Genomic DNA, 21,738 nt, shown 5'->3' on the forward strand with positions numbered 1-21,738 from the left:
CATATGCGTTGATAATAGAGTGAACTTTTTTCTGTGCTATAATATGAGAACAGTAATTTGTTGATTGAAAATATGAAAATTACTAGTATCTTATTTTTAGCGTTTGGAGAGTTGATTACTAATGGTTTTAAAAATGATAGATTTGTGTGCAGGAATTGGTGGCATTAGGCGAGGATTTGAACTAACAGGGGAATTTAAAAATGTTTGTTCTGCAGAAATTGATCAATTTGCAATAAAAACATATAAGCATAATTTTGGTGATGATCCTACAGGAGATATAACTTCTAGACATTTTAAGGATAAATTAAAAAAAGTAGATTTTGATGTTTTATTAGCGGGGTTCCCCTGCCAAGCATTTAGTAGAGCTGGAAATCAAAAAGGATTTATGGATGCAACACGAGGAACAATATTTTTTGATATTGCTGAAATAATTGAAGAAAATAAGCCGTCAGTATTTCTTTTAGAAAATGTGGATAATTTATTTTCTCATGACAAGGGTAATACTATTTCTACTATTATGGAAGTATTGGTGCATGAATTGGATTACACTATTATTGGTGTTGAAGAAGATGATTTAGGAAATTTAACATGGGACCGAAGTTCATTTATAAGAAATTCTCGAAATTTTGGAGTTCCTCAAAATCGGCCTCGTGTGTATATAATAGGATTCAATAATAGAGTTTATGGACGAGATAATTTATTGGAAGCTGTAGAAGAACTACCAAAAAGAAGAGAGGATATAAATTTGTATAATGACTTAAATGATTTGATTGAAAAAGGGGCTCCTGCTAAATATTATCTAGCAGAAGGGATGTTAAATACTTTGGAAAACCATCGTAATAGGCATTCAAAAAAAGGAAATGGATTTGGTTATATGGTTGTAAACGATCCAGCCAGAAATTCTCCGCTTATATCCAATGCTGTTTTGGCTACAGGTGGATCGGGAAAAGAGAGAAATTTAATACTTGATAGTAATGAGTTTGCAGGAGTACATGTTAGTAATAAACAGACACCAATCAATTCTAAAGGAATTAGAAATATGACACCTAGAGAATGGGGGAAACTCCAAGGATTTATTAATTACGCTTTTGTAGATAAAAAAGGTCACGATCAATTTGAGTTTCCAAAAGATATATCTGATACTCAAAAATATAAACAGTTTGGAAATGCAGTAACCATCCCTGTAATTGAGAGTATGGCCAAGCACATAGTTAAAATATTACGTAAATTAGGAGATATATAATGAGTAATCTAAGAGGTAATAAGGGCGAATGGAGTGAACTATACGTACTTCTTAAAGTATTGGCAGACGGAAAAATTTATGGAGCAGATGAATTTTTAAATTTAAGAGAAGATATTTTCTATAATATATTAAAAGTTATGAGGTTGGAAAAGAAAAATGGTGTTTTTGAATATAATAGAAACTTAAAAAATATTCAAATAGTAGACATTGAAAATGAAATTAGTATAGAAGTTGATATATCTAAATTCATTTATTATTCTAATTTTTTATTTGACGAAATTAAAAATATTAAAGGTAGAGAAAAGAATTATATTACTGAAATTGATAGCTTTTTGAAAAGCATAAAAGTAAACAAATTAACTGCTGATAATAGTACAAAGAGTGATATAACCATTCAAGTTAGGGATTCAAATACTGGTTCTGAACCTATACTGGATTTTAGTATTAAATCTCAATTAGGCTCTCCACCAACACTATTGAATGCAAGTAAAGCGACTAATTTTAAATACGAGTTATCTGAAGTTTTGGAATTTAGTGAACTTAAAAGAATTAATAGTATAGAAGGGGGACCAAAATTTAAATTAAACGAGCTAGAGTCAAAAGGAATTAGTCTAGAATTTAAAGAATGCATGAATAAAAATTTTCAGTTTAACTTGCAGATGATAGATTATGAGATGCCTAAAATAGTGGCTGATGCATTATTGTATTCAAATTCAAAACAAGTTACTAAAATATCTGATATTTTTACAGATGAACATATCGAGGATAAAGATGATTTATGTCTGTATACACATAAATTCAAACAATTGTTAATGAATGTAGCTCTAGGAATGATGCCCAGTAAAAAGTGGAGTGGTGATGATGAAGCAACGGGTGGCTATATTGTTGTTAAACGGGATGGTGACCTAGCTTGTTTCCATTTGTACAATAGAAACTCACTTAAAAATTATTTATTCATCAGTTCTAAATTTGAAAGTGGCTCACAAAGTAGACATGATTTTGGAAAGTTATATAATGAAAATGGCAAAACTTTCTTTAATTTGAATTTACAAATTAGATTTGTAAGTTAGTGCTATTTGAACTATGATAATGTTAGGTGAAATTTAAGATCTCATAAAACAGAAATAACTCATAGAGGGTGGAACATTGCTTCCATCCTCTTCTTACATATAAGCAAATCACCTCAAAAATAAAGACGTACTTAATTTATTCAATCTGAAAGGACTGCAGCTTAAATTGCTAAACAACCTCATAGAAATAATGACAAAAAACGATTCCATTTTCGCCAAAAAAGAAGACGGAACAAATGTAAATTACTACATCTTTCCAGAATTCGAAATCCATCTAAACTCCGTCCCAGGAAACACAACCCAAGGATGGCACACCCACCAAAGCATCGAAGAAATACTAGTAATAACCGATGGACAAATCAGAGTTGAAACAATAGCAGACGGTAAAAAATCCCATAAAGATTGTCAAAAAGGTGATGTAATCCGCATGAATAACAGTCTACATAGAATCCTAAATCTTCAAAATACCGAAGCAACATTTGCCGTATTCAGATTTGTCCCTCAAGGAATGGATAATCGAGAAATAATAAAAAATGACAAAAAAGAATATAGCGATAGCGAAGTAGCAACCATTTTAAATAAGGAATAAAGCAACATTCAGAGGATGGATCATCTCCATCCTCTTTTATAACATACGCACTCTATTCCAAATCCATTTTCCTAACCTCAACCCCAGTCCCAACCTTCTCAGCCCTAACCATCTCCATCACCAATTCATCCCCCAACTCAATCAACCGATTATAATCCTCATAAAAAGCATGAAACATCTGCGCCCGAGCATAATACTCTTTCACAATCCGTTTCTTATTAATCGGCCCAGACCGAAACTGAAAAAAATGATCCAAAATCGCTAAAGGCTCCTGCCAAGAAGCCATCTTCTCCATAAAATCCCGTAACTCAATAATATCCTGATACGTAACCGCCTTTAAATGCTGTCCTTGTTTATCCATTCTCCTGATCTCCTTTAAATAAGGCGGAGAAAAGCCGATAAGCGCCAAACGAAACCCAAGCTCAAACCCAACTTCTCCCGCCAGTTTTTCCACTGAATTTCTGAATTCAGCGACTTTTTTCTATATACGCATTGACGAGGCAAACCTATAACCCAGCGTTACAAACGACTTTCAAAGCCTTGCGGTATTCATAACGCCTTTTCCCAGAGTAAAACAAAAAACGATACCGAACCAGTCAATACCGTCATCAATCAGCCAAACCAAACCCACAATTCACTCCTAAACAACCATCAACCTCATGAAATTCCCAAAACCAACTAGAATTTCAAAAGAAAATTAGGTACAATAAAGAAGCTAGTGCTTCGGTGCTAGCAAATTGGCAACTTGTATAGATTGGCTCTTAACTTTCTATGCAAGGCTTCATCGTGTGGTTGCCGCCAAACGATGAAGTGCCTTTTTGTTTTATCCAGTTTTTCATCGATTTTTAAAACGTTCCTCCTTTCAAACATAGTCGTAGGACAGAAAAAAAACGGCATTGAGCAGATGCCCAATACCGTCGACAATAGTCTAATCCCATATACACAACAACCAATCACGCCCAGAAAAAGCAAAGATTCCCTAGAAATCTCACCCTATTTTAGGTACAATAAAGAAGCTAGTACATGTTGCTAGCACTATTGGCAACTTGTTTGGACTTGCTCTTAAAGTCTTAACAAGGCTTCGATCGTAAGGTTGCCGCCGAACGATTGAAGTGCCAATTTTTATTTATATGTTTTGAACAGAGATTGAGAAAAAAACGTCTAGCTCCGAGAAGTAAGAAGGAATTCACGAAAAAAGTTCTTCAATTTTTTGTGAATTTCAGCTTATTTCAGTAGGAGCTTTTTTTGTACCACCGTTTATCCCAATCTCGATCCGAATTTCTATCCTACACAATTTATTATACAGAAAGCCAATCCCCACCGCAACGAAATTCAGCATTTCTACCCATTAAATAACATCAAAAACAGCTCTCTTATATATAAGAAAAAATAACAAAACTTTTATATTTTTCAACAATCAAAAATACGTGTTTTGATGCTAAGATAAAAAAATAATTTGCGAATCTTGGTCAAATCAAGCGTGGGTTTTTGTAGTTTATTGATAACAAGATTACTCTGTGTTAGTTTTTATATTTAAATTGTAAAATATGATTATCAATTATTGATGACAATCAAAAATATATTTGCTAAAATTATAACTAAAAAAGGAGTAAAGTGATGAGAAAGAAAAAAATAAGCTGGGGAATTTTGTTTAGTTTTTTTGTTGGTAGTCTAGTGTTTATGAATCCCCAAACGACAGTAGCACAAAGTAATTATGATTTTATTGAAGTAGATTTTAAAACAAGAGAGGAAAAACGTGTTTCGTTTGAGGAAGTCATGTATGAAGGAATGCCAGAAACCTTAGATGCGTATGATCCATCAAATCCGACAGGAAGAAAGATCGGTATCATTGGTGAAGACGATCGAAAACGGGTTGAGGATCCAACTCTATTTCCTTATTCACCAATTTCAACTGTCTTAACTTATAGAAATGCGGAAGGTACAGGAGGGGCTGGCCAAGGTAGTGGTGTTTTGATTGGTAAGGATACTGTATTAACTTGTGCGCATGCTGTATGGAGCAAAGAAAATGGTTTTTCTAAGCATACGAAAGTGACACCAGGAAGAATTGGTTGGAATAATTTGCCATTCGGAGAAACGACCGTTAGAAAAATGTATATTATGGCAAACTATGTAGAGAAGTCCAGTACGGTTGATTGGGATATCGCTATCCTGAAACTGGATAAATCGATTGGGAACCACACAGGTTGGTTAGGTGTCAATTACTTGGAAAATGAATCTGATGTATTCACACTGACTGGTTATCCGGGTGAATTTAGTGCGACAATGTATACAGATTCTAAAACGATTCCTGAATTTATCGATGGTAAACTTGCATGGGGAAAAGATGCGGTAGCCACAAAATTTGATGCTACAGGTGGTAACAGTGGTTCGCCAATTTATGATAGCAATAAACGCGTAAACGCAGTGATGTCTACAATTTATGGCACTGCAGGATGGGCGGAAACCGTTTTATCAAAAGGAAGTAGAATATCGAAAGAAAAATTTGCCATGATTTATCAATTTGTAAACGAGGCAGCTGTTGCTTCACCTGAAAAAGTTCAAATTCTTGATAAAAAAGAATTAGACAAGGTTTTATATAAAAAACCTCAAATATTTCAAGCTAAAATTTTACCACAAGAAGCCGATCAATCGATCAAATGGGAAAGTGCTGATCCAAGCATTGCATCCGTTGATAAAACAGGAAAAGTGACAGCACATAAAGTGGGTAGAACAGTGATTACTGCTCGTTCTGAAGAGAATCCTGAAGTATCAGATCATTTTACTGTGGTGACAGATGATCATTCTGATTATTATAGTGGTGAAGCAACGGCTGTTCTTTTAGGCGAAGAAATGACAGGCTATTTTGATTACGACTCGAGTGAGAGTATCGATTTAACTGGAAAATATGATGGAGATCAGGATGTATTTCTTTTTACAGCACCAGAAGATGGAGAATACAGCTACTATGATTATTCAGCAGCATCTCAATGCATGACACGCTTTATGTGGTTTTACGATACAGGAGAAAAGGGCTGGTCTAATTTTGGTTCGTTTCAAACATTCTCAATGAAAAAAGGGGAACGATTATTTATTGAGTTAGAAGAATTTAATTTATATGGACCACGTATGAATGTAGGTGGAAAATATAATTTTATCATTGATAAGAAAGAAAATGTTCATTTAGGAAACATAACAATCAAAGATGCACGAAATCAAGTGGTAACAGATCAAGTATTGGCTGGAAAAATAGGAGACAGCATTCAATTGCAACATGAGCTAGTAAATACAACAATTTTAAATCCGACATATAAAAATATTTTCTGGAAAAGTAATGATGAGTCAATTGCTACGGTAGATAAAAACACTGGACTTGTCACAGTGAAAAAATTAGGACAAGCAACAATTAGCGCCTATAATAGATATAGTTTCCTGTGGAATTATTCGAATCTTGAAGCTAAAGTACACTTAACAATAAAGTAAAGGACTAGTAAGTGGATTGAATTTGAGTAAATTTTTCAAGTTCATAAACAGTAAATTGTGCCTGAAGTTTATTTAATATATAGTCAAATTCCTCGGAAACGCCTACTGTAATTGACCGTTCTTCAAAATTAACTGATAACTTTTTAAATAGAGTCATCACTTCAAATTTTTGTTCAGTTTCTTCGTAATAGGTCAACTGAGCAATTTTATTGCTACATTTTTCATTGTCAATTCCCAACGTTGTTGGTGCTTATCAGAAAATTTAGCTAAATCTTTTAAATCATCAGTATGGAATAAAAGAGATCTCCCGCCTAAATATGCTCACTTTTTACCTCAACGAGGTTCGCGAAGATTAAACTTGGAAAATAAGACCTCCAAAAAAGGAGTGTGAGAATACCCCTCATACATTTTACTTGCAGCGGTCGCCTTTGGCTCCCTCGCTAAAACCTAAAACAAAGAATTTAAAGAGGTCATTGGAAGCCTCTCATCACTTGTGTAAGCCGTTTTAACTGTTTGCTTTAGTTATAATTATTTTCTGGTTACGGAGCCTTACAGGCGGTCAGGGAAAGCCCTAACAACCCTGTTGAAATAAGTCTTTTTTTTTAGCATTTCTTTTTTGACAAGCCAAAAACAGAACTAGTAGAATTAAATGCCGTTTAAAAGCCCTGAAATTCGATTTAAGGACTTTTGTCATCAGAATCGGCTAAATTTTCATCAGTCAGAAATCAAAACCGTTTAAAATGACTTTTAAACGCTATTTTTAGTGTGTGAGAAATTACATTCGTTATGCCGAGAAAACAATCGATCAGGATAAATTAAATAGGTGTTTTATAGTAGTTCAGGCACGTTTTTTTTAGAAGATTTTCAAGTTTAGATCGGTAAACACAAAAAAGGACACTCTCATGAGTATCCTAAGATGTCTTTTGACCGAATCACCAGAAAAAGACAATGAGCCGGAAAGAAAACGCTTGCTTAAAGTGAACTATGGTAAAATAGCATTGTAGTGAGAACTAAAAAAAGGATATGAAAATCTCTTTTCAAGTTTTTTCTTGTCGCTAGGCTCAAAAAATGATTATTGCGAGAGCATAAGGTAAAAATGGGTCCAAAAGCGGACCCAACCCGACAATGTCGGGATTTTTTTTGGTACCATGAAACGGATTGTTTTTACAGATTTGGTGCAACCATTCACATTTCTTTTAGCATGCAAAAACATTAAAATTAATTGGTTTACTTCTGAATTAAAAAAATACCTTACTAAATTTATCTATTCTCAGTTTTCTTTTAAAATCAAGTTGTTTTTGACCCATATTTTTCTTTCCATAAGCTCATTCTAGCGGAAGAAGACATAGTTGTTTTTTCCTCTGCTTCTATTTCAGAAACTGATTTTGTATCTTGTCCAGGAAATTTATAATTTTTTTCAAAGAAAGGATCAGCTAAACCATTTACATACTCAATATCCGATTCAAGTGATGCAGGTACAGATATTTTTAAATTTTTATTCTCATTAACATATCCTTTAATTGAGAATCCACCCATTGGATTTTTATTAGCTTGCGTTAATGTAACTGATTTAATATTGTTATAATTATATTTTAAAAACTTTTCAATTCTTGGTTTCTGTTCTTTCATGTAATAATTCATTTCGCTCTCTTCCATGCTTTTACATCCTCCAAACGCTAGTATAATTGTCAATATTAAAATACTTAACCATATATATTTTTTTCTTATCATAACACACCTCTTGTGATAGTATAGTTATTAATTACTAAATGATAATATAAGGAGGACTCGATGTCTAATAAAATTAAAGATGAAACTTTTTCAAAGTTATCTTTCGATAGTTACGAAGATGAAAATTTAACTATGGGAGCGGTGCTAAAGACAAATCTCAGTTTTCTTTTAAAATCAAGTTGTTTTTGATCCGTATTTTTCTTTCCATAAACTCATTCTAGCGGAAGAAGACATAGTTGTTTTTTCCTCTGCTTCTATTTCAGAAACTGATTTATTGTTGTTTGATTTATTATTTTTTTTATCAAAGTCAATATTGAGTCCATCAACATATTCAATATTTGTTCCAACTTCTCCTTGAACAGATATTGATAGATTTTCATCTCCGTTAATATATCCCTGTATAAAAAAACCGCCCATAGGGTTCTTTTGAGTACCTGTTAAAGTTACAGAATCGATGTTATTATAGTGATATTTTAAAAATTTCTCAATTCTTGGTTTCTGTTCCTTCATGTAATAATTCATTTCGCTCTCTTCCATGCTTTTACATCCTCCAAACGCTAGTACAATTGTCAACATTAAAATACTTAAACATATATATTTTTTTCTTATCATAACACACCTCTTGTGATAGTATAGTTATTAATTACTAAATGATAATACAAGGAGGACTCGATGTCTAATAAAATTAAAGATGAAACTTTTTCAAAGTTATCTTTCAATAGTTACGAAGATAGTCTTTTAAAAGTAGGTAGTGTTATTAGAACTGTAGATGGAAAGTTTGTTGTAATTAATTCTATTGATAAAGAATCCGGATTACAAGCAGTTGCGGTAGTAGATCAAGCTGATTATGACAAAATCCAAAATGGTGGACAACCTGATAATATTATCTTTGTTTCTCGTGGCTCTTCTGAACTAAAAGATTGGACGACAAATTTTAATCAATTAGGAACAAACCTATCAATAGATAAAATAAAAGAGAATTCTTCCAAAACGCAATACGTGAGATTTATTGCAGAAAATGCATCGAATACTATTAAAAATCCTATCCTTTCTCATTCATTAGCTGGCTGGAGTAAAGGTTCTGCCAGTGATAATCATCAATTTATTGAATATGAAAAATGGGTAAATAAGGTAGTAAATAATAGAAAACCTGCTGATTATAGTTTTACAGGTCATAGTCTAGGTGGTGCATTAGCTCAATTTATGGGCGTTATGAATAATAAAAATGCGACAACTTTTGCCGCTGCTCGCTGTTATCGTATTTTACCTAAAAAATACCGAGATTTAGTTGATCAAGGGTACTACAATAATAGAATTAGAGATTATAGACATGAACTTGATCCAGTGGGGTTTGTTCCTTTAGGAAAAACAATAGGTAAGCGTTTTTTAGTGCAGTCAAATTCTGCAAAATTTCCAGTAGTAGGCCATATGAATAAGTCATTTTCAGGTATATTCAATTCTGATGGGAGTATTAAAATATTCTATGATCCCTCTACTTTAAATGCATCAGGAAGAGATTTTATAAATCTTTCAGAATCTCTATTAAAGACATTACGACAACTTCAAAATTTTGAAGAGCGTGAAGGTATGGCTATTATGAATTTAATGAAATCGATTCAAAATGGACTGAATGGTGGCTGTTATTCTGAATTATCTGATTCAGACGTGAACGAAGTTATTCAATCAGTTTTCCCGTTTTGCAAAGGAAATACTCCAAGTACTTACAATACTGACGTATCACTTGAATTAAAAGCAAATATAAAAAAAGCAAGTCAAAATATTAGGAAAATAGGCATTGCTATGCAGAATTCGGCTACAAAAGCTGTAGACGAGGATAGAGCAGAAGCCAATTCATTCAAACTATAAAGAGGTTATTGACTATGAAGTTAGACGCATCTTATCAATCAAATATAAATTATTATCAGAGAAAAATTGATGAATACAATAGAGAAGCTCAGAAACCTAGTGATAAACAAAGCTTAACACACAAAACTACGAATGTTACTCTGTTGAAGATAGAGCTCGATTACTACAAAAAACAAGAGAAAAAGAGAGTACAAAAATTAGCGTTAATACAAGAATGTAAAACCGTCTGCAACGAATACAAACCTGGAGCTAAAAAAACTAAAAAAAATCTTAATTCAGATGCACAAAATGCAAGTAAAAAAGTTGTTGCGATAAAAGGAAAACAAATGATTAAAGGGAAAAGTGGTAAAAAATTGGAACAATCCTTGGTTGCTGTCCGTAACTCAGTTAATACCATTGAATTTAACAGTAATTCTTTTAGCTAACGCGATCATCTATAAAAAAGAAAGTTATGAAATAAAACTATAAATATTGAATCAAAAAAGGAGAGAATCAAAAGGTAGGAGCAATTTCAGTCACACCCGAACAACTAAAATCGCAAGCAAAGGTTTACACTCAATCTCAACAACAAATTCAAGATGCAATTTATAAAGTGAATTCTATGAATCAACAAATCGCGCAAGAATGGAAAGATCAAGCATTTCAATCGTATTTAGAACAATACAATCAATTAAAAGGAAATGTAAAAAAATGGAAGAATTACTGATTAGTATTAATAGTCAATTGAACAAATACGCGGATACAGTGGCGCAACGTGACCAACAAGACGCAAGCTCTTTTGGTTTGAATCAGACGTTATTTAATCACTTAGTAGACATAATCCAGATTAACCTTAGCAGCCCGCCTATCAACCGATAAGCGGGCTTTCTTTGTGAATTTCAATTGGTATAGGTAAAGAGGGCGTATGAGCACTAACTTTTATCAGTCAAAAACTTTGTGAAAAAGAACGTTAGCAGAGCGACTAGCGTGTTATATTCACACGTGCTGTTTGTCAGGATAACACGTGTGAAAGAGCATAAGGGAAATCTGTACCCACATGTTTAGGTATTCTAGCAGTGCTAGGTGTTTTGTGCGGGTACCTGAAAAGAGAGTGAGGAACACAATTCGAACATGTTTGGGACACGTTAGGAACATAGTAAGAACATATTTGGAACATAAAAAGAGCTTAGATATCTTCTGATAAAATGACCACTAAAATTTATAGTGCCCAAATATACCCATCTTTTCAAAAGGTGGAATTTTTGCGTGCAGTGACTTTCCATTGATCAAACCAAAAATCAAGAATCTCTCCGGAGAAAATGCCACCACTTTTTGTCCGGCATCAAATCAGGATCAGTTTTTGGTTCTTCAGCTGAAGGCTGTTTCTCTTCAGGATATTGAGATCCAATTTGCAATTGAGCTTCTAGCTGCTCGATTTGTTTATTTGACTGGAGGGTGAGTTGTTATTACTAATCGAGTAGTTTTTGCATGGTAACCAGTTGTTCATCTTTATTTGCGAGTTGAGTATTCTTATCTTCAAGTTCTTTTTTCAAAATATTAAAAGTTGAATCTGTCAAATTTTGGGTATGTGAAGCCGCGGAAGAGGATGGGACAGAAGTGTTTAATCCCGAGAAATAAGAAGGAATTCACGAAAATTGCTCTTCAAATTTTTGTGAATTTCAGCTTATTTCCGAAGGGATTGCTTCTGCTCCCACCGTTTATACGGATTCCACGTGAGTGGGATATGACTCGAAGAGTTATGTCCCGCTCACTTCTTCTAAAATTTTTTTATATCCGTTATTTCTAAGGCATGTAATTCCATTTTTTTGGTACGTAAAATTCCGTGGTAATTTCCCCGCTCTGTAGCGTGCCTTATCTTTAGAAATTCCGAGCTCATCAGCAATTTCTTTTATAGTTTTATTAGCCAATATTCTCACCTTCAGACTGGGCATCATTAAGAACTTGATCCCAATATTTTTCTAAGTCAAAATTTATAAGGGTAGCTAAGGTGTCTAAAAAATGTGTAGCATTTGGCATTCGGTAAGTATCAACTTCTCTAGCTTCAGAAAACAACTCAGCTTGTACTTCAAAAGAGAGATCACGGAATTTCATCGCTTTTTGAAAAAACTCTTCTTGAAGTTTTTTCTTTCTTCATCTTCTCTTTCAGCAGCAAGAATATCTTCTGGTACAGATTCTGAACGAATAGGTTTCGTTTTTTGATACCCAGAAGCACTAGATGAACTAAATTAACTTGTTAGTAATGGAGCGTAGAGGCTGATACGCTATCAAAATTATTTTGGAACATAAAATTATTCAATATCCATCAAAAAGTCAATAAATTCATTCTTTTTCTGCCAATCCAAAAATGATACGATAAAAGAGGTATAAATAAACAAAAAGGAGAAAAAAATGGAGTTGGGAAGGGTATATTCCGATGCTTATCGGAGAGGAATTTTGTTGGGGTTATTCTTTTTAGTGCCAGCAATAGTGGTGTATGGATTTATTCTATTTGGCAATGCAGACCAATTAGGGATACAGATTGGATTAGTGATTGGGACCGTTTTTACGGTCTTAGCGATTTTTCAATTTATCTTTAGAAAAGATGGGCTATACCTATATGAGGTTGGTTTGGAGCTAGTTCATTTTAAGCGTAAGAAAGTTCTGATGTATGAAGAAATCAGCTATTTTACGATTACCAGCAGTTGGAATCTAGCAGGGATTGGTTCAAGTTTTATCTCTTTTCGAAAGTCACCACATATTGTGATTTGTCTAAAGAATGGGAAAATGATCAAAACTTTTTTTGAAGCAAATCAGTTTGCTGCAAGTGAGTTAGGAAATAAAGTAACTTATGTAAAATCATAGTGTTTTAAGGTAAAAAACTGTCGAGAAGTTGTCGACAGTTTTTTTACGATTGTATAGAAGTATTTGATATCTTAAACTAAAAAATACACATACTGAGGATGGACAGAAGTGTAACGTAGGAGTTGCTTCTGTGCGTTACTGTTTATTCGGATAGGGTATGACTTGTCGCATTATGTCTCAGTTACTTGGATCCTATTATATTTTATATTGAAGTGACTTTGAAATTTACTATACATCAGCACTTGAAAACTGTTTTTCTATTATTTCACTATTTTTTTATTTTAACTATTTGTTATTATGTTTTTTTGTAATAATTATCATTTTATACCACAGATTTGCAATTTTTTTGTGTCACAAAGAAATATTTGATAGCTATAAGACATGTAAATGTGTCAAAATGGAAGTTGAAGTATTATAAGCTAGAAGACCATAATAGTAGGTAGAGGTGTTCGAGATATGTCAGGTATTAAAAGGAGTCTAACCATGGTGGGGAGCGTTTCAGCTCGATTTAGCCAAGTTGCTAGCGAATTTTTATCGGTAAATGAGGCTGTACACAAAGCAGAACGAACTACGGTTAGTGGGAATAGTAATGCAAAAAATAGCTTAACTAGTATTTACAGTTGTGGGCAACGTGTTTCCAAGATAATTGCTCGTGACAATCATACTATCCATTCGCTAACAAAAGAATCTAGCAAGATGGATCAAAAAATCAGAAAAGACGATGATTTTGCTCCATTCTCTCTAAAATTTGGAGGTGACAAGCACAAATGATTAAAGAAAAAGAACGCATAATCAACCAACGCTTACAGCAGATCAGTATTGATCAAGAAGAAAAACGCCAAGAGATATGCGAATTGGAAGAGTTGGAAGCGGATTATTTTTCAATCCATTATCAAGAACAACGCTATTACCAAGAACTGATCGGTAATAATCAAGGCTCACAATTTATCGATTATTTTATGGAATTAGATGATCAAGCTAATCGGTTACATCAATATGAACGCCAGCGTTTAGAAGACATAGCGGAACGTTTGGTAGATGAGGAAGTCCAGTTAAGGGATAGAAAAGAAGCGTTATTCCTTGAGAGGACTAGATTGTTTGCTGATAAGACCGTCGTGGAGGAGAATTGTTATGGCTATTGATTTTTATATAAGCGAAGTAAAAGCTCAAAGTGCGGTTGCAAAACAAATGGCCAAGGAATATATCCGATTTTGCAATATGCTGACAGATAGCGTTAATACATTCATGCATGCGCCGTTATCCAGTGAAACGTATGACTCAGCAAAGTTGTATTTCTCAGTTGTTTATCCTTCTTTAGCAAAGGGATTTATATTAGCATGTGAGGCTTTAATTGAAGCGCACAGTAAATTCCCAGAATCGTTTCAATCGTCGGTTGACACATGTGATGTAATCGAAGAACAAATAAGAGCTGAAATCGCCCAAGGACAAGCTTTATTGCAAAATATAGCACACGCGATGGCTAAAGAAAAAGAGCCTAACCCACGCATGCAGCAACGCTATCTAGGGGTACAAAGTTCGGTTCAGAAAAATGAAGAAAAACTACAGAAATTATATGAGTTTAATGCAAGTTCGCCCAATTTATTTTCAGAATTTGAAACACAGTTAGCTAATTTAGATGCAGGATTGGCAGAAGTAGAAAAAGGTGTGGCGTGGAATCCTGTTTCAGGAACTTTTGAGTTGTCTAGGATGAGTTTAACTTGGACGAAATCGATCGGGAAAGAGTGGGATAAACGGCAGAAAAAATTAGGTTCGTTTAAACATACTGAGATGCAAAAAAATTGGAAGGTTTACAGAATGGAGTCGGATACACGAGAACCCAACTTGAATTAATAGTGGGGAACTGGAAGAAGTAGTGCTAAATGAAGTTCTGTTAAGAACGAATGGTGAGCTTGAAGAGATAACTTTTATATGAAAAAAATTCGAAGAAAGAAGGATTGAAAGAATTAAAAATATTATAAAAGAGAACATAAAATAAACGCCAGCAGTGATGAAACAGACTGCTGGCGTTTATTCCCTCTTTAAATCTTTTCCCAAACTGGAGAACTTCCAGGCTGATTGCCTTGCGTCCACCATTTTGCTTTAAATGTTTGGCCTTGGAACGTCACAGTATCACCGCCACTATAAGCTTTTTTCGTTTCCCATTCCATAACAATAGTGGAAAGTGTTTTCCAAGCGTCTGATTGATCAGGGCGATTTCCTTGTGTCCACCATTTTGCTACGTACTCAATTCCATTATAAAGAACCTTATCACCTGCCGTATAAACCTTATTGTTTGCCCACGCAGAAAGGTTATTATCAGCTTCTTTGGTTTTTATTGTAAAGCGATCACTTTTGCTGGATTCTTGATTTCTATTATCAAATGCTGCAATTTGATAGGTGTAGGTTGTATTTGATTGCAATTGAGTGTCGCTAAATGAAGGTATTCTGACAGTGCTGATTTTTACACCATCACGGTAAATAGTGTAGCCAGCAATACCAATGGAGCTGCTTGAAGGAGCCCAATGTAACGTAAGAGAATCTTGGGTGATGTTGCTGGAAACAAGATTCGTTGGCTTACTTGGTGCAGGAGTTTCAACAATTGGTGCTGATAGTGTTTTTACTTGTAGATTTGCACTGTTAGCAGAAGTTTCTCCTGCTGTATTGACTGCAGCAACTGTATAGGTATAGGACGTTGCTGGCTGAACTGTTTTATCTATCAGTTCAGTTGTAGCTGTTCGAGCAACTTCTTTGCCATCGCGATAGACGATATATTCTTTTATGGCGGAGTTTCCTTGACTAGCCAACCAGTTCAATTTTACTGCATCATGTTTTACATCAAGTACAGAAAGGTTAGTGGGTGCTGCTGTTTTTTCTGGCTTGGCTGGGTCGATTGGACTGATTGGATTTTTTAGCTCATCACGGTATTCCCAAATTTTATGGGTCAATGCTGGGTATTTTTGAACGGCTTGTCTTGTTTCAGCTGTGCTAGGTAAGCCCCACATGTCAAAATAAGGGAGTAAATTTTTATTGGCAATTTTTGAAGCCGAAAGGATCAAGTATTGTTGTTTTTCTACATCACTCTTTAGATTTTTTGCTTCTTCTCTATATAATTTGTGTAGTTGAGGATAGAAATTATCTCCAAACGCTAATTCTAATTGCCAAAACATCCCTAATTTTACAAAAAGATCCGTGTTGCTATCGTAGTTTTTATTAGGTTGTTTAAAGTAGGTGAAGATTTTGTCATAGACATTGTTTCGCTCTAAGCGACTTCTAACCCCTAGTTGTTTTTCGCTACGCAAACTATAAATATTTACAGTTACTTCTGTTTGGTTTTTCCAAGTCATCCGATTCATTTGATAGGTATGACCTAATTCATGCATCGGGCCCCAAATAGAATCGATGTTAGCCGCGAGAAGGTTTGTCATTCCAGTACCTTTAGAATAAGCAGTGTGACTAAACCAAGCATACATGTAATAACCAGGTTCTTGAGTTTCACGCATATGTTGGATTAAGCCACGGTTTTTTCTGTGTAGAGAAGAACTGTCATCTAAGCCTGCGGTCTGATCATGAAAGGTAATCACTTTATCGTAAGTCTCTACGATTTGTTTTGGATTTTTTACTTTGTCTATGGTTGCTTTAGAGCCTGTGATCAACATACGTGTTCCCAATAGTTCATATCCTGGTGCATTGGGATTTTGCTGTACTTGTTTTTGCCAATCAGCTTCTGTTGTTTTTCCTAAAATAAATCGAGGAAGCCGAACGCCACCATCGACTGATACAACCAACTTTTGTTGGGCAGTAGCAGTAGTAATGTTTTGTAAATGAATAATCCCTTCATTGGTATTATTGATCGTATTCTTTCCTTTTTTCAAGGGGATTCTTTGTGGATTCCCATCTCGGGATTGTGTTAAAGTAATTGGCGAAATCGTATAGGTTGGCATCTGTGTTTGATCTGTGTTTTCGTCAATATAGATTGTGATAGTGTCTGTACTTCTTTTGTAAACCCCAGTTGATTGGTTATTACTAGGACCAAACGTATTGTCTAATTGATTTTTTCGATAAATAGCTGTGTCTTCTGATTGCAAAAGTTCTGATTTAACACCTGGCTGTTGCTCACTAAGTTTTAGTTGATTTTGTACAAGTGTTTCACCGTTTACAGATTGAGCATAGACATCGGGTGTTTGGAAAAGGCCAGTTGCAGCCAACGCTAACAGTGAAGTCCCCAGTGAAATATAATATTTCTTCTTTTTCATTTTATTTTTGCCCCGCTTTCTTTTTAATTAAATTCAGTATAAATTAGTGTTTTCTCATTTTTTAGCCAAAATTAGTCAAAAAAATTCTGTTTTTTGATCGCCAGCTACTGTTTTCTAAACAGTAACATGACGAAAGATGTGATTAGGATGAAATTTGGATTTGATTTCACTGAGTGGAGTTCTTCGTTTTTGACCAGTAGAAAAATATCTAACCAAAAAAGGGCGTAAAAAGCTCTCTTTTTGGATGACTAAAATAGTTGTTAATAGGATTCTCTTATTTTTAGGAATTTAATATCATTTAAAATTTTAGGGGTGTATATATTTAATCCTTTTAGATTAAATATATACACTTTTTTAATTTATAAACTATTTTTTTGAAATATTATTTCGTTTTTTATTTAAAAATGTTGAAAAAAAGATTCTTTAAATGTATGATGAGGGTGTCGATAAAAGCAAGGTCTGACATCGATAGATTTCTGCTTACTTTATTAATGAACAAAACGAACAACAGAAGGGGAGGGAACGGAAGAGAAAGTAGGTTGATTCGTAGTAGACAGTGTTTAGTTTGTCGGAATAAAGAGGCAGGTTTGTGCAGGTATGCAATAGTGTAGGTTTTAGTTTGAATTTTTTTGTAAGGGCTTTTATACGAGTTGAATGTGAAATAGGAGATGAGAGCATTGAAAAAGTTTACTGAATTTATTGAAGAACATTTAGCGGGTCCTATGGCGAAATTAGCGAATCAACGTCATTTGCGTGCAATTAGAGATGGGATCATCGCAACATTACCATTGATTATTATTGGTTCTTTTTTCTTGATCATTGCCTTTCCACCGCTGCCGGCAGATTGGGGAATTACACAGTTTCTAACGTCAAATGCCGCAACGATTTTATTGCCATATCGAATGACAATGTTTATTATGACTCTTTATGCAACGTTTGGTATTGGAGCAAGTTTATCTAAAACGTACAATTTAGACGTTATTTCAGGCGGGATTTTAGCGACGATCGCCTTTTTATTGACGTTTGTTCCAGTCAACATTCCAGAGGAAGCATTAGATGTAGCTGGTACCACTGGGTTTGTACTGCCGATGGCTAATTTAGGTGGTGGCGGGATGTTCGTTGGTATTATTACATCCATTTTGGCTGTTGAAATTTATCGAATCACAGACAAGTCAAGATTTAAAATCACCATGCCTGAACAAGTACCACCAGCCGTGGCTCGATCTTTTGAAACCTTGACACCCACGTTGATTGTTATTTTAGGTATATCAACACTGACTTACTTTATTGGGTTTGATTGGCATTCAACAATTTCTAAAATTGTAAGCCCTTTAGTAAGTGCAGCAGATAGTTTACCAAGTGTTTTATTCCTGATTTTTATGATTACATTCTTTTGGTCTTTCGGAATCCATGGCGTATCGATCGTAGGGTCATTAGCAAGACCATTATGGTTACAATTGTTAGATGGAAATACTGCAGCAATGGCTGCTGGTAAAGAGTTGCCAAATATTGCAGCAGAACCGTTTTATCAATGGTTTATCTGGATCGGTGGTTCAGGTTGTACGATTGGTTTAGCCTTATTGCTAGCGTTTAAGACAAAATCTCAATTTGCTTCAAAACTTGGAAAAGCAACCTTAGCACCAGCTATTTTTAATATCAATGAACCATTGATTTTCGGAACACCGATTGTGTTAAATCCGATTTTGATTATTCCGTTTATTTTAACTCCAATGGTTACAGCGACGATTGCTTGGTTTGCGACACAATTAGGTTTGGTAAATCGTGTGATTTTTACTGCACCTTGGACATTACCTGGACCAATTGGTGCATACTTAGCAACGGGTGGTGACTGGCGAGCAGCTGTATTAAATGTTATTTTGATTATTATTTCAATTGTGATCTATTATCCATTTGTTATGATTTATGATAATAATGAACTAGAAAAAGAACATGCTATCGTAAAATAAAGCGAGTGCAAGAGATTAGAAAGAGTGGAGCGAAACCGTCTCTAAACGAGTTTTCGTTCCTCATTTCGTTTAAAGTTGGAAGATAGGAGGAAATAAAAATGACGAAAATCTTGTTTATGGCAGTAAGTATTTTGTTTATCATCGGTGGGTTGATGTTAACTCATTATTTAAAAAAGAAGAATTTATTGCCTAATCGTTGGTTGATCGGCTGTTCTGTTTTTTTGATTGCATTAATACCGACCCTGATGTTTCCAACTATGTCAGAAATAATCAAACAGGTCATTTATGGGGTTAGTGGGCTATTGGCAGTCGTCTTTTTTGAAAGCAACCGTTTGCAAGTAGAAAAAAATAGGACAACGCAAAATCGATAAAGAAAGTAGGTATTTCAGTTTACCAAAATTCTAGTAGTATAGCCGAAATCTAAACGGAGATGAATTTAATAGCAAAATAAATTTTTAAATGAATAGTATTAAATTAGTAGAATAGAGGAGAAAAGATGGTGTATGCAATTGGTTTAATGTCTGGTACTTCATTAGACGGTATCGATGCAGCATTGGTGGATATTTCTGGTAAAAATGAAACAACAACCGTCAAGTTGATAGACTTTTTAACAGTGCCTTTTGGGAAGCCAACACTACAAAGAGTTCGTGAGGCTTTATCATTGGAGCATTCGGATGTAGAGAAAATTTGTTCGTTGAATATTGAGTTAGGTCAAGCTTTTGCTCAGGCTGCCTTAGATGTTTGTAAAAAATCAGGCATTTCTTTAGATGATTTAGCATTCATTGGTAGTCATGGGCAAACCCTTTTCCATATTCCCTTTGCTCGAGATACATTTTATGCTTCAACATTGCAAATTGGAGATCCAGCAATCATTTGTGAATGGACGAAAACGACTGTAGTTTCGAATTTTAGAGAGCGGGATATGGCTGTCGGAGGTCAAGGTGCGCCGATTGTTCCATATTCCGAATATGTGCTATATCAAAAATCGGATACAACAAGATTATTACAAAATATTGGTGGAATCGGTAATGTGACAGTGATTCCTAAATCAGGAGAAATCACAGACATGATTGCTTTTGATACTGGTCCAGGCAATGTTATCATGAATGAATTATGTTTGCAGTTTTATAATGAAGAATATGATAAAGGTGGAACCTATGCCAGTCAAGGGAAAGTAAGTCTAGCCTTATTAGATGAATTGATGGCACATCCTTATATTCAAAAACCATATCCAAAAACAACCGGACGGGAAGATTTTGGCAAACAATTCACTACAGCTTTGCTTGAAAAATGGCTGCTTGAACCAAATGATTTTATCGCAACAGCCACAATGTTTACTGCAAAATCAATTGCTAAAGCGGTTCAACCTTTTATCGCAGGACCAACTGAGTTGATTATTGGCGGAGGAGGCAGTTATAATCAAACGTTAATTGGAATGATCAGAACAGAACTTCCTGAAGTTCATGTACTGATTCAAGAGGACCTAGGCTTTTCTTCAGAAGCAAAAGAAGCAATTGCTATGGCGGTTTTGGCAAACCAAACATTACAACGTTGTTCAGGAAATGTACCCAATGCTACAGGTGCTAAAAAATCTGTCCCCTTAGGTAGCATTACCTATTATTGATAGTATCTTAATCGATGGGCGAGTAGACAAAATTCGCCCTTATTACATACAATGAAATGAATGAAGAAAAAGGAGCTGAAACAATGAGTGGCGAAAATATCCAAGGAAGAATTGTCAGTATGCTTGATGTATTACCAAATTCTGAACGAAAAATTGGTCGGACCATATTAGATAATCCATCAATGGTGATCGATATGACTGCTTCTGAGTTATCAAACTATGCTGGAACAAGTCCGGCAACAGTGATTCGTTTTTGTAAAAAAATCGATGTCCCTAGTTTTACTCAATTAAAAATCCGCTTGTCAGCTGAAATCGAAGCGCCTATTTATGAAGGATACTCGGATATCACGGCAAATGAATCAGTAGATGAAATCAAAACCAAGCTATTAGGTAATGCGTATCAATCAATGCAAGAAACAGTAGCTCTATTAAAAGAACAACGAGTTGAAACAATCGTGGATGTATTAGTTGCTGCTCCGATCATTTATGTTTTTGGAATCGGCGCTTCTTATTTAGTTGCCGAAAATATTGCGCAAAAATGGAATCGGATAGGTAAAACGGTTGTCTGCGTTCAAGACCCACATGTATTAGTGACGATTTTAGTTTCAGCACCAAAAGAAGCCGTGTTTTTCTGTATTTCACATTCGGGAGAAACAAAAGAAGTAGTAAGATTGCTTGACGTAGCAAAAAAGCATCAATTGAAAACAATTGGGTTGTCACAGTTTGGCAATAATACGTTGACAAATAAAGCGGAATACATGTTGCAAACAGTTCGTTCCAATGAAGCTGCATTAAGAAGCGCCGCAACGACTTCCCTGCACGATCAATTTATTGTGGTAGATGTTTTGTTTTATGCATATGCTTCACGAAATTTTGAACAAACAATAGAAATGATTCAAGAATCAAAAGCGGAAGTGAGAAAATATGAACATTAGAGCAGTGATTGTATTGTCTCTCTTTTTAATTTAGCAAAAGAGAAAAGGCTATTATCAAAGTTGTTTTATCACTTTGATAACGGCCTTTTATATTTTTTTCTAAATTTTCAAAGAAAGTGACGCAAAGTAAAAAACAAGT

At 34.6% G+C, this 21,738-nt stretch carries 22 protein-coding genes and 2 pseudogenes; 17 read left to right on the forward strand and 7 right to left on the reverse strand.

From position 1 onward, the window contains the following. Positions 1–121: 121 nt before the first annotated feature. From dcm to I580_RS08475, 3 genes are all read left to right on the forward strand, one after another. Complete coding sequence (dcm, locus tag I580_RS08465) at positions 122–1,243, forward strand: DNA (cytosine-5-)-methyltransferase (RefSeq protein ID WP_010771548.1); 1,122 nt, start codon at positions 122–124, stop codon at positions 1,241–1,243. Then, the gene (locus I580_RS08470; protein ID WP_010771549.1) at positions 1,243–2,313 is read left to right on the forward strand and encodes an HpaII family restriction endonuclease; all 1,071 of its coding nucleotides are present in this window, start codon (positions 1,243–1,245) and stop codon (positions 2,311–2,313) included. Before dcm ends, I580_RS08470 begins: the two co-directional genes overlap by 1 nt. Before the next feature lie 190 nt (positions 2,314–2,503). Beyond that, positions 2,504–2,902: a cupin domain-containing protein gene (locus tag I580_RS08475; RefSeq protein WP_245558640.1), complete on the forward strand. Its 399-nt coding sequence runs from the start codon at positions 2,504–2,506 to the stop codon at positions 2,900–2,902. Between the two features lie 52 nt (positions 2,903–2,954). On the opposite strand, the gene I580_RS08480 is transcribed toward I580_RS08475, so the two are convergent. Next, positions 2,955–3,263: a hypothetical protein gene (locus I580_RS08480; RefSeq protein WP_010771551.1), complete on the reverse strand. Its 309-nt coding sequence runs from the start codon at positions 3,261–3,263 to the stop codon at positions 2,955–2,957. 1,256 nt (positions 3,264–4,519) lie between these two features. Between I580_RS08480 and I580_RS08485 the strand changes: the two genes are divergently transcribed. After that, the gene (locus I580_RS08485; RefSeq protein ID WP_010771552.1) at positions 4,520–6,382 is read left to right on the forward strand and encodes an Ig-like domain-containing protein; all 1,863 of its coding nucleotides are present in this window, start codon (positions 4,520–4,522) and stop codon (positions 6,380–6,382) included. Positions 6,383–6,386: 4 nt separating this feature from the next. On the opposite strand, the gene I580_RS08490 is transcribed toward I580_RS08485, so the two are convergent. Continuing rightward, positions 6,387–6,620, reverse strand: coding sequence for a RepB family plasmid replication initiator protein (locus I580_RS08490; RefSeq protein ID WP_034860189.1), 234 nt, complete (start codon positions 6,618–6,620; stop codon positions 6,387–6,389). Between the two features lie 1,049 nt (positions 6,621–7,669). Continuing rightward, positions 7,670–8,038, reverse strand: a complete 369-nt coding sequence (locus I580_RS16445) for a DUF1433 domain-containing protein (protein ID WP_010771553.1) — start codon at positions 8,036–8,038, stop codon at positions 7,670–7,672. A gap of 135 nt (positions 8,039–8,173) precedes the next feature. Between I580_RS16445 and I580_RS17330 the strand changes: the two genes are divergently transcribed. Beyond that, positions 8,174–8,302, forward strand: a complete 129-nt coding sequence (locus tag I580_RS17330; RefSeq protein WP_010771554.1) for a hypothetical protein — start codon at positions 8,174–8,176, stop codon at positions 8,300–8,302. On the opposite strand, the gene I580_RS16450 is transcribed toward I580_RS17330, so the two are convergent. After that, on the reverse strand, positions 8,288–8,650 hold the full coding sequence (locus I580_RS16450) for a DUF1433 domain-containing protein (protein WP_155855915.1): 363 nt from the start codon (positions 8,648–8,650) through the stop codon (positions 8,288–8,290). The genes I580_RS17330 and I580_RS16450 overlap by 15 nt on opposite strands. Positions 8,651–8,785: 135 nt before the next feature. Here I580_RS16450 and I580_RS08505 point away from each other — a divergent pair, with 135 nt between their 5' ends. The 4 genes and pseudogenes from I580_RS08505 to I580_RS17395 form a co-directional block, all read left to right on the forward strand. Further along, complete coding sequence (locus I580_RS08505) at positions 8,786–9,979, forward strand: Tle-like phospholipase domain-containing protein (protein ID WP_010771556.1); 1,194 nt, start codon at positions 8,786–8,788, stop codon at positions 9,977–9,979. A gap of 14 nt (positions 9,980–9,993) precedes the next feature. Beyond that, positions 9,994–10,404, forward strand: coding sequence for a hypothetical protein (locus I580_RS08510; protein ID WP_010771557.1), 411 nt, complete (start codon positions 9,994–9,996; stop codon positions 10,402–10,404). 50 nt (positions 10,405–10,454) lie between these two features. Further along, a pseudogene (locus I580_RS08515) lies at positions 10,455–10,762 on the forward strand (WXG100 family type VII secretion target); the annotation flags it as partial. A gap of 802 nt (positions 10,763–11,564) precedes the next feature. Then, positions 11,565–11,687 (forward strand): annotated as a pseudogene (locus tag I580_RS17395) (DUF3788 family protein); the annotation flags it as partial. Between the two features lie 28 nt (positions 11,688–11,715). Here the strand turns inward: I580_RS17395 and I580_RS16925 are convergent. Together I580_RS16925 and I580_RS08520 are read right to left on the reverse strand one after the other, a co-directional pair. Continuing rightward, on the reverse strand, positions 11,716–11,886 hold the full coding sequence (locus I580_RS16925; protein ID WP_155855916.1) for a hypothetical protein: 171 nt from the start codon (positions 11,884–11,886) through the stop codon (positions 11,716–11,718). After that, on the reverse strand, positions 11,879–12,070 hold the full coding sequence (locus I580_RS08520; RefSeq protein ID WP_010771560.1) for a hypothetical protein: 192 nt from the start codon (positions 12,068–12,070) through the stop codon (positions 11,879–11,881). Before I580_RS08520 ends, I580_RS16925 begins: the two co-directional genes overlap by 8 nt. A gap of 297 nt (positions 12,071–12,367) precedes the next feature. Between I580_RS08520 and I580_RS08525 the strand changes: the two genes are divergently transcribed. The 4 genes from I580_RS08525 to I580_RS08540 all read left to right on the forward strand — a co-directional run bounded on the left by I580_RS08525 (position 12,368) and on the right by I580_RS08540 (position 14,671). Then, positions 12,368–12,820, forward strand: coding sequence for a hypothetical protein (locus I580_RS08525; protein WP_010771561.1), 453 nt, complete (start codon positions 12,368–12,370; stop codon positions 12,818–12,820). A gap of 483 nt (positions 12,821–13,303) precedes the next feature. Then, complete coding sequence (locus I580_RS08530; protein WP_245558641.1) at positions 13,304–13,591, forward strand: TIGR04197 family type VII secretion effector; 288 nt, start codon at positions 13,304–13,306, stop codon at positions 13,589–13,591. Further along, positions 13,588–13,962, forward strand: a complete 375-nt coding sequence (locus I580_RS08535) for a YecA/YgfB family protein (RefSeq protein ID WP_010771563.1) — start codon at positions 13,588–13,590, stop codon at positions 13,960–13,962. The genes I580_RS08530 and I580_RS08535 overlap by 4 nt, the downstream gene beginning before the upstream one ends. Beyond that, positions 13,952–14,671 carry an LXG domain-containing protein gene (locus tag I580_RS08540; RefSeq protein ID WP_010771564.1) on the forward strand — a complete coding sequence of 240 codons (720 nt, stop codon included), beginning with the start codon at positions 13,952–13,954 and terminating at the stop codon, positions 14,669–14,671. Before I580_RS08535 ends, I580_RS08540 begins: the two co-directional genes overlap by 11 nt. A 188-nt stretch (positions 14,672–14,859) precedes the next feature. Here the strand turns inward: I580_RS08540 and I580_RS08545 are convergent, their stop codons facing one another. Next, the gene (locus tag I580_RS08545) at positions 14,860–17,073 is read right to left on the reverse strand and encodes a M60 family metallopeptidase (RefSeq protein ID WP_010771565.1); all 2,214 of its coding nucleotides are present in this window, start codon (positions 17,071–17,073) and stop codon (positions 14,860–14,862) included. Positions 17,074–17,741: 668 nt separating this feature from the next. Between I580_RS08545 and I580_RS08550 the strand changes: the two genes are divergently transcribed. The 4 genes from I580_RS08550 (at position 17,742) to I580_RS08565 (ending at position 21,599) form a co-directional block, all read left to right on the forward strand. Then, positions 17,742–19,040, forward strand: a complete 1,299-nt coding sequence (locus I580_RS08550; RefSeq protein WP_034860191.1) for a PTS sugar transporter subunit IIC — start codon at positions 17,742–17,744, stop codon at positions 19,038–19,040. A 98-nt stretch (positions 19,041–19,138) separates the two neighbouring features. Continuing rightward, entirely contained in the window at positions 19,139–19,411 is a 273-nt protein-coding gene (locus tag I580_RS08555) for a hypothetical protein (RefSeq protein ID WP_010771567.1), read from the forward strand. Positions 19,412–19,536: 125 nt separating this feature from the next. After that, positions 19,537–20,664, forward strand: a complete 1,128-nt coding sequence (gene anmK, locus I580_RS08560) for an anhydro-N-acetylmuramic acid kinase AnmK (RefSeq protein ID WP_010771568.1) — start codon at positions 19,537–19,539, stop codon at positions 20,662–20,664. A gap of 83 nt (positions 20,665–20,747) precedes the next feature. Further along, entirely contained in the window at positions 20,748–21,599 is an 852-nt protein-coding gene (locus I580_RS08565) for a MurR/RpiR family transcriptional regulator (RefSeq protein ID WP_010771569.1), read from the forward strand. The last annotated feature ends 139 nt before the right edge of the window (positions 21,600–21,738 follow it).

Source organism: Enterococcus caccae ATCC BAA-1240 (genome assembly GCF_000407145.1).
GTDB classification, from domain to species: domain Bacteria; phylum Bacillota; class Bacilli; order Lactobacillales; family Enterococcaceae; genus Enterococcus_L; species Enterococcus_L caccae.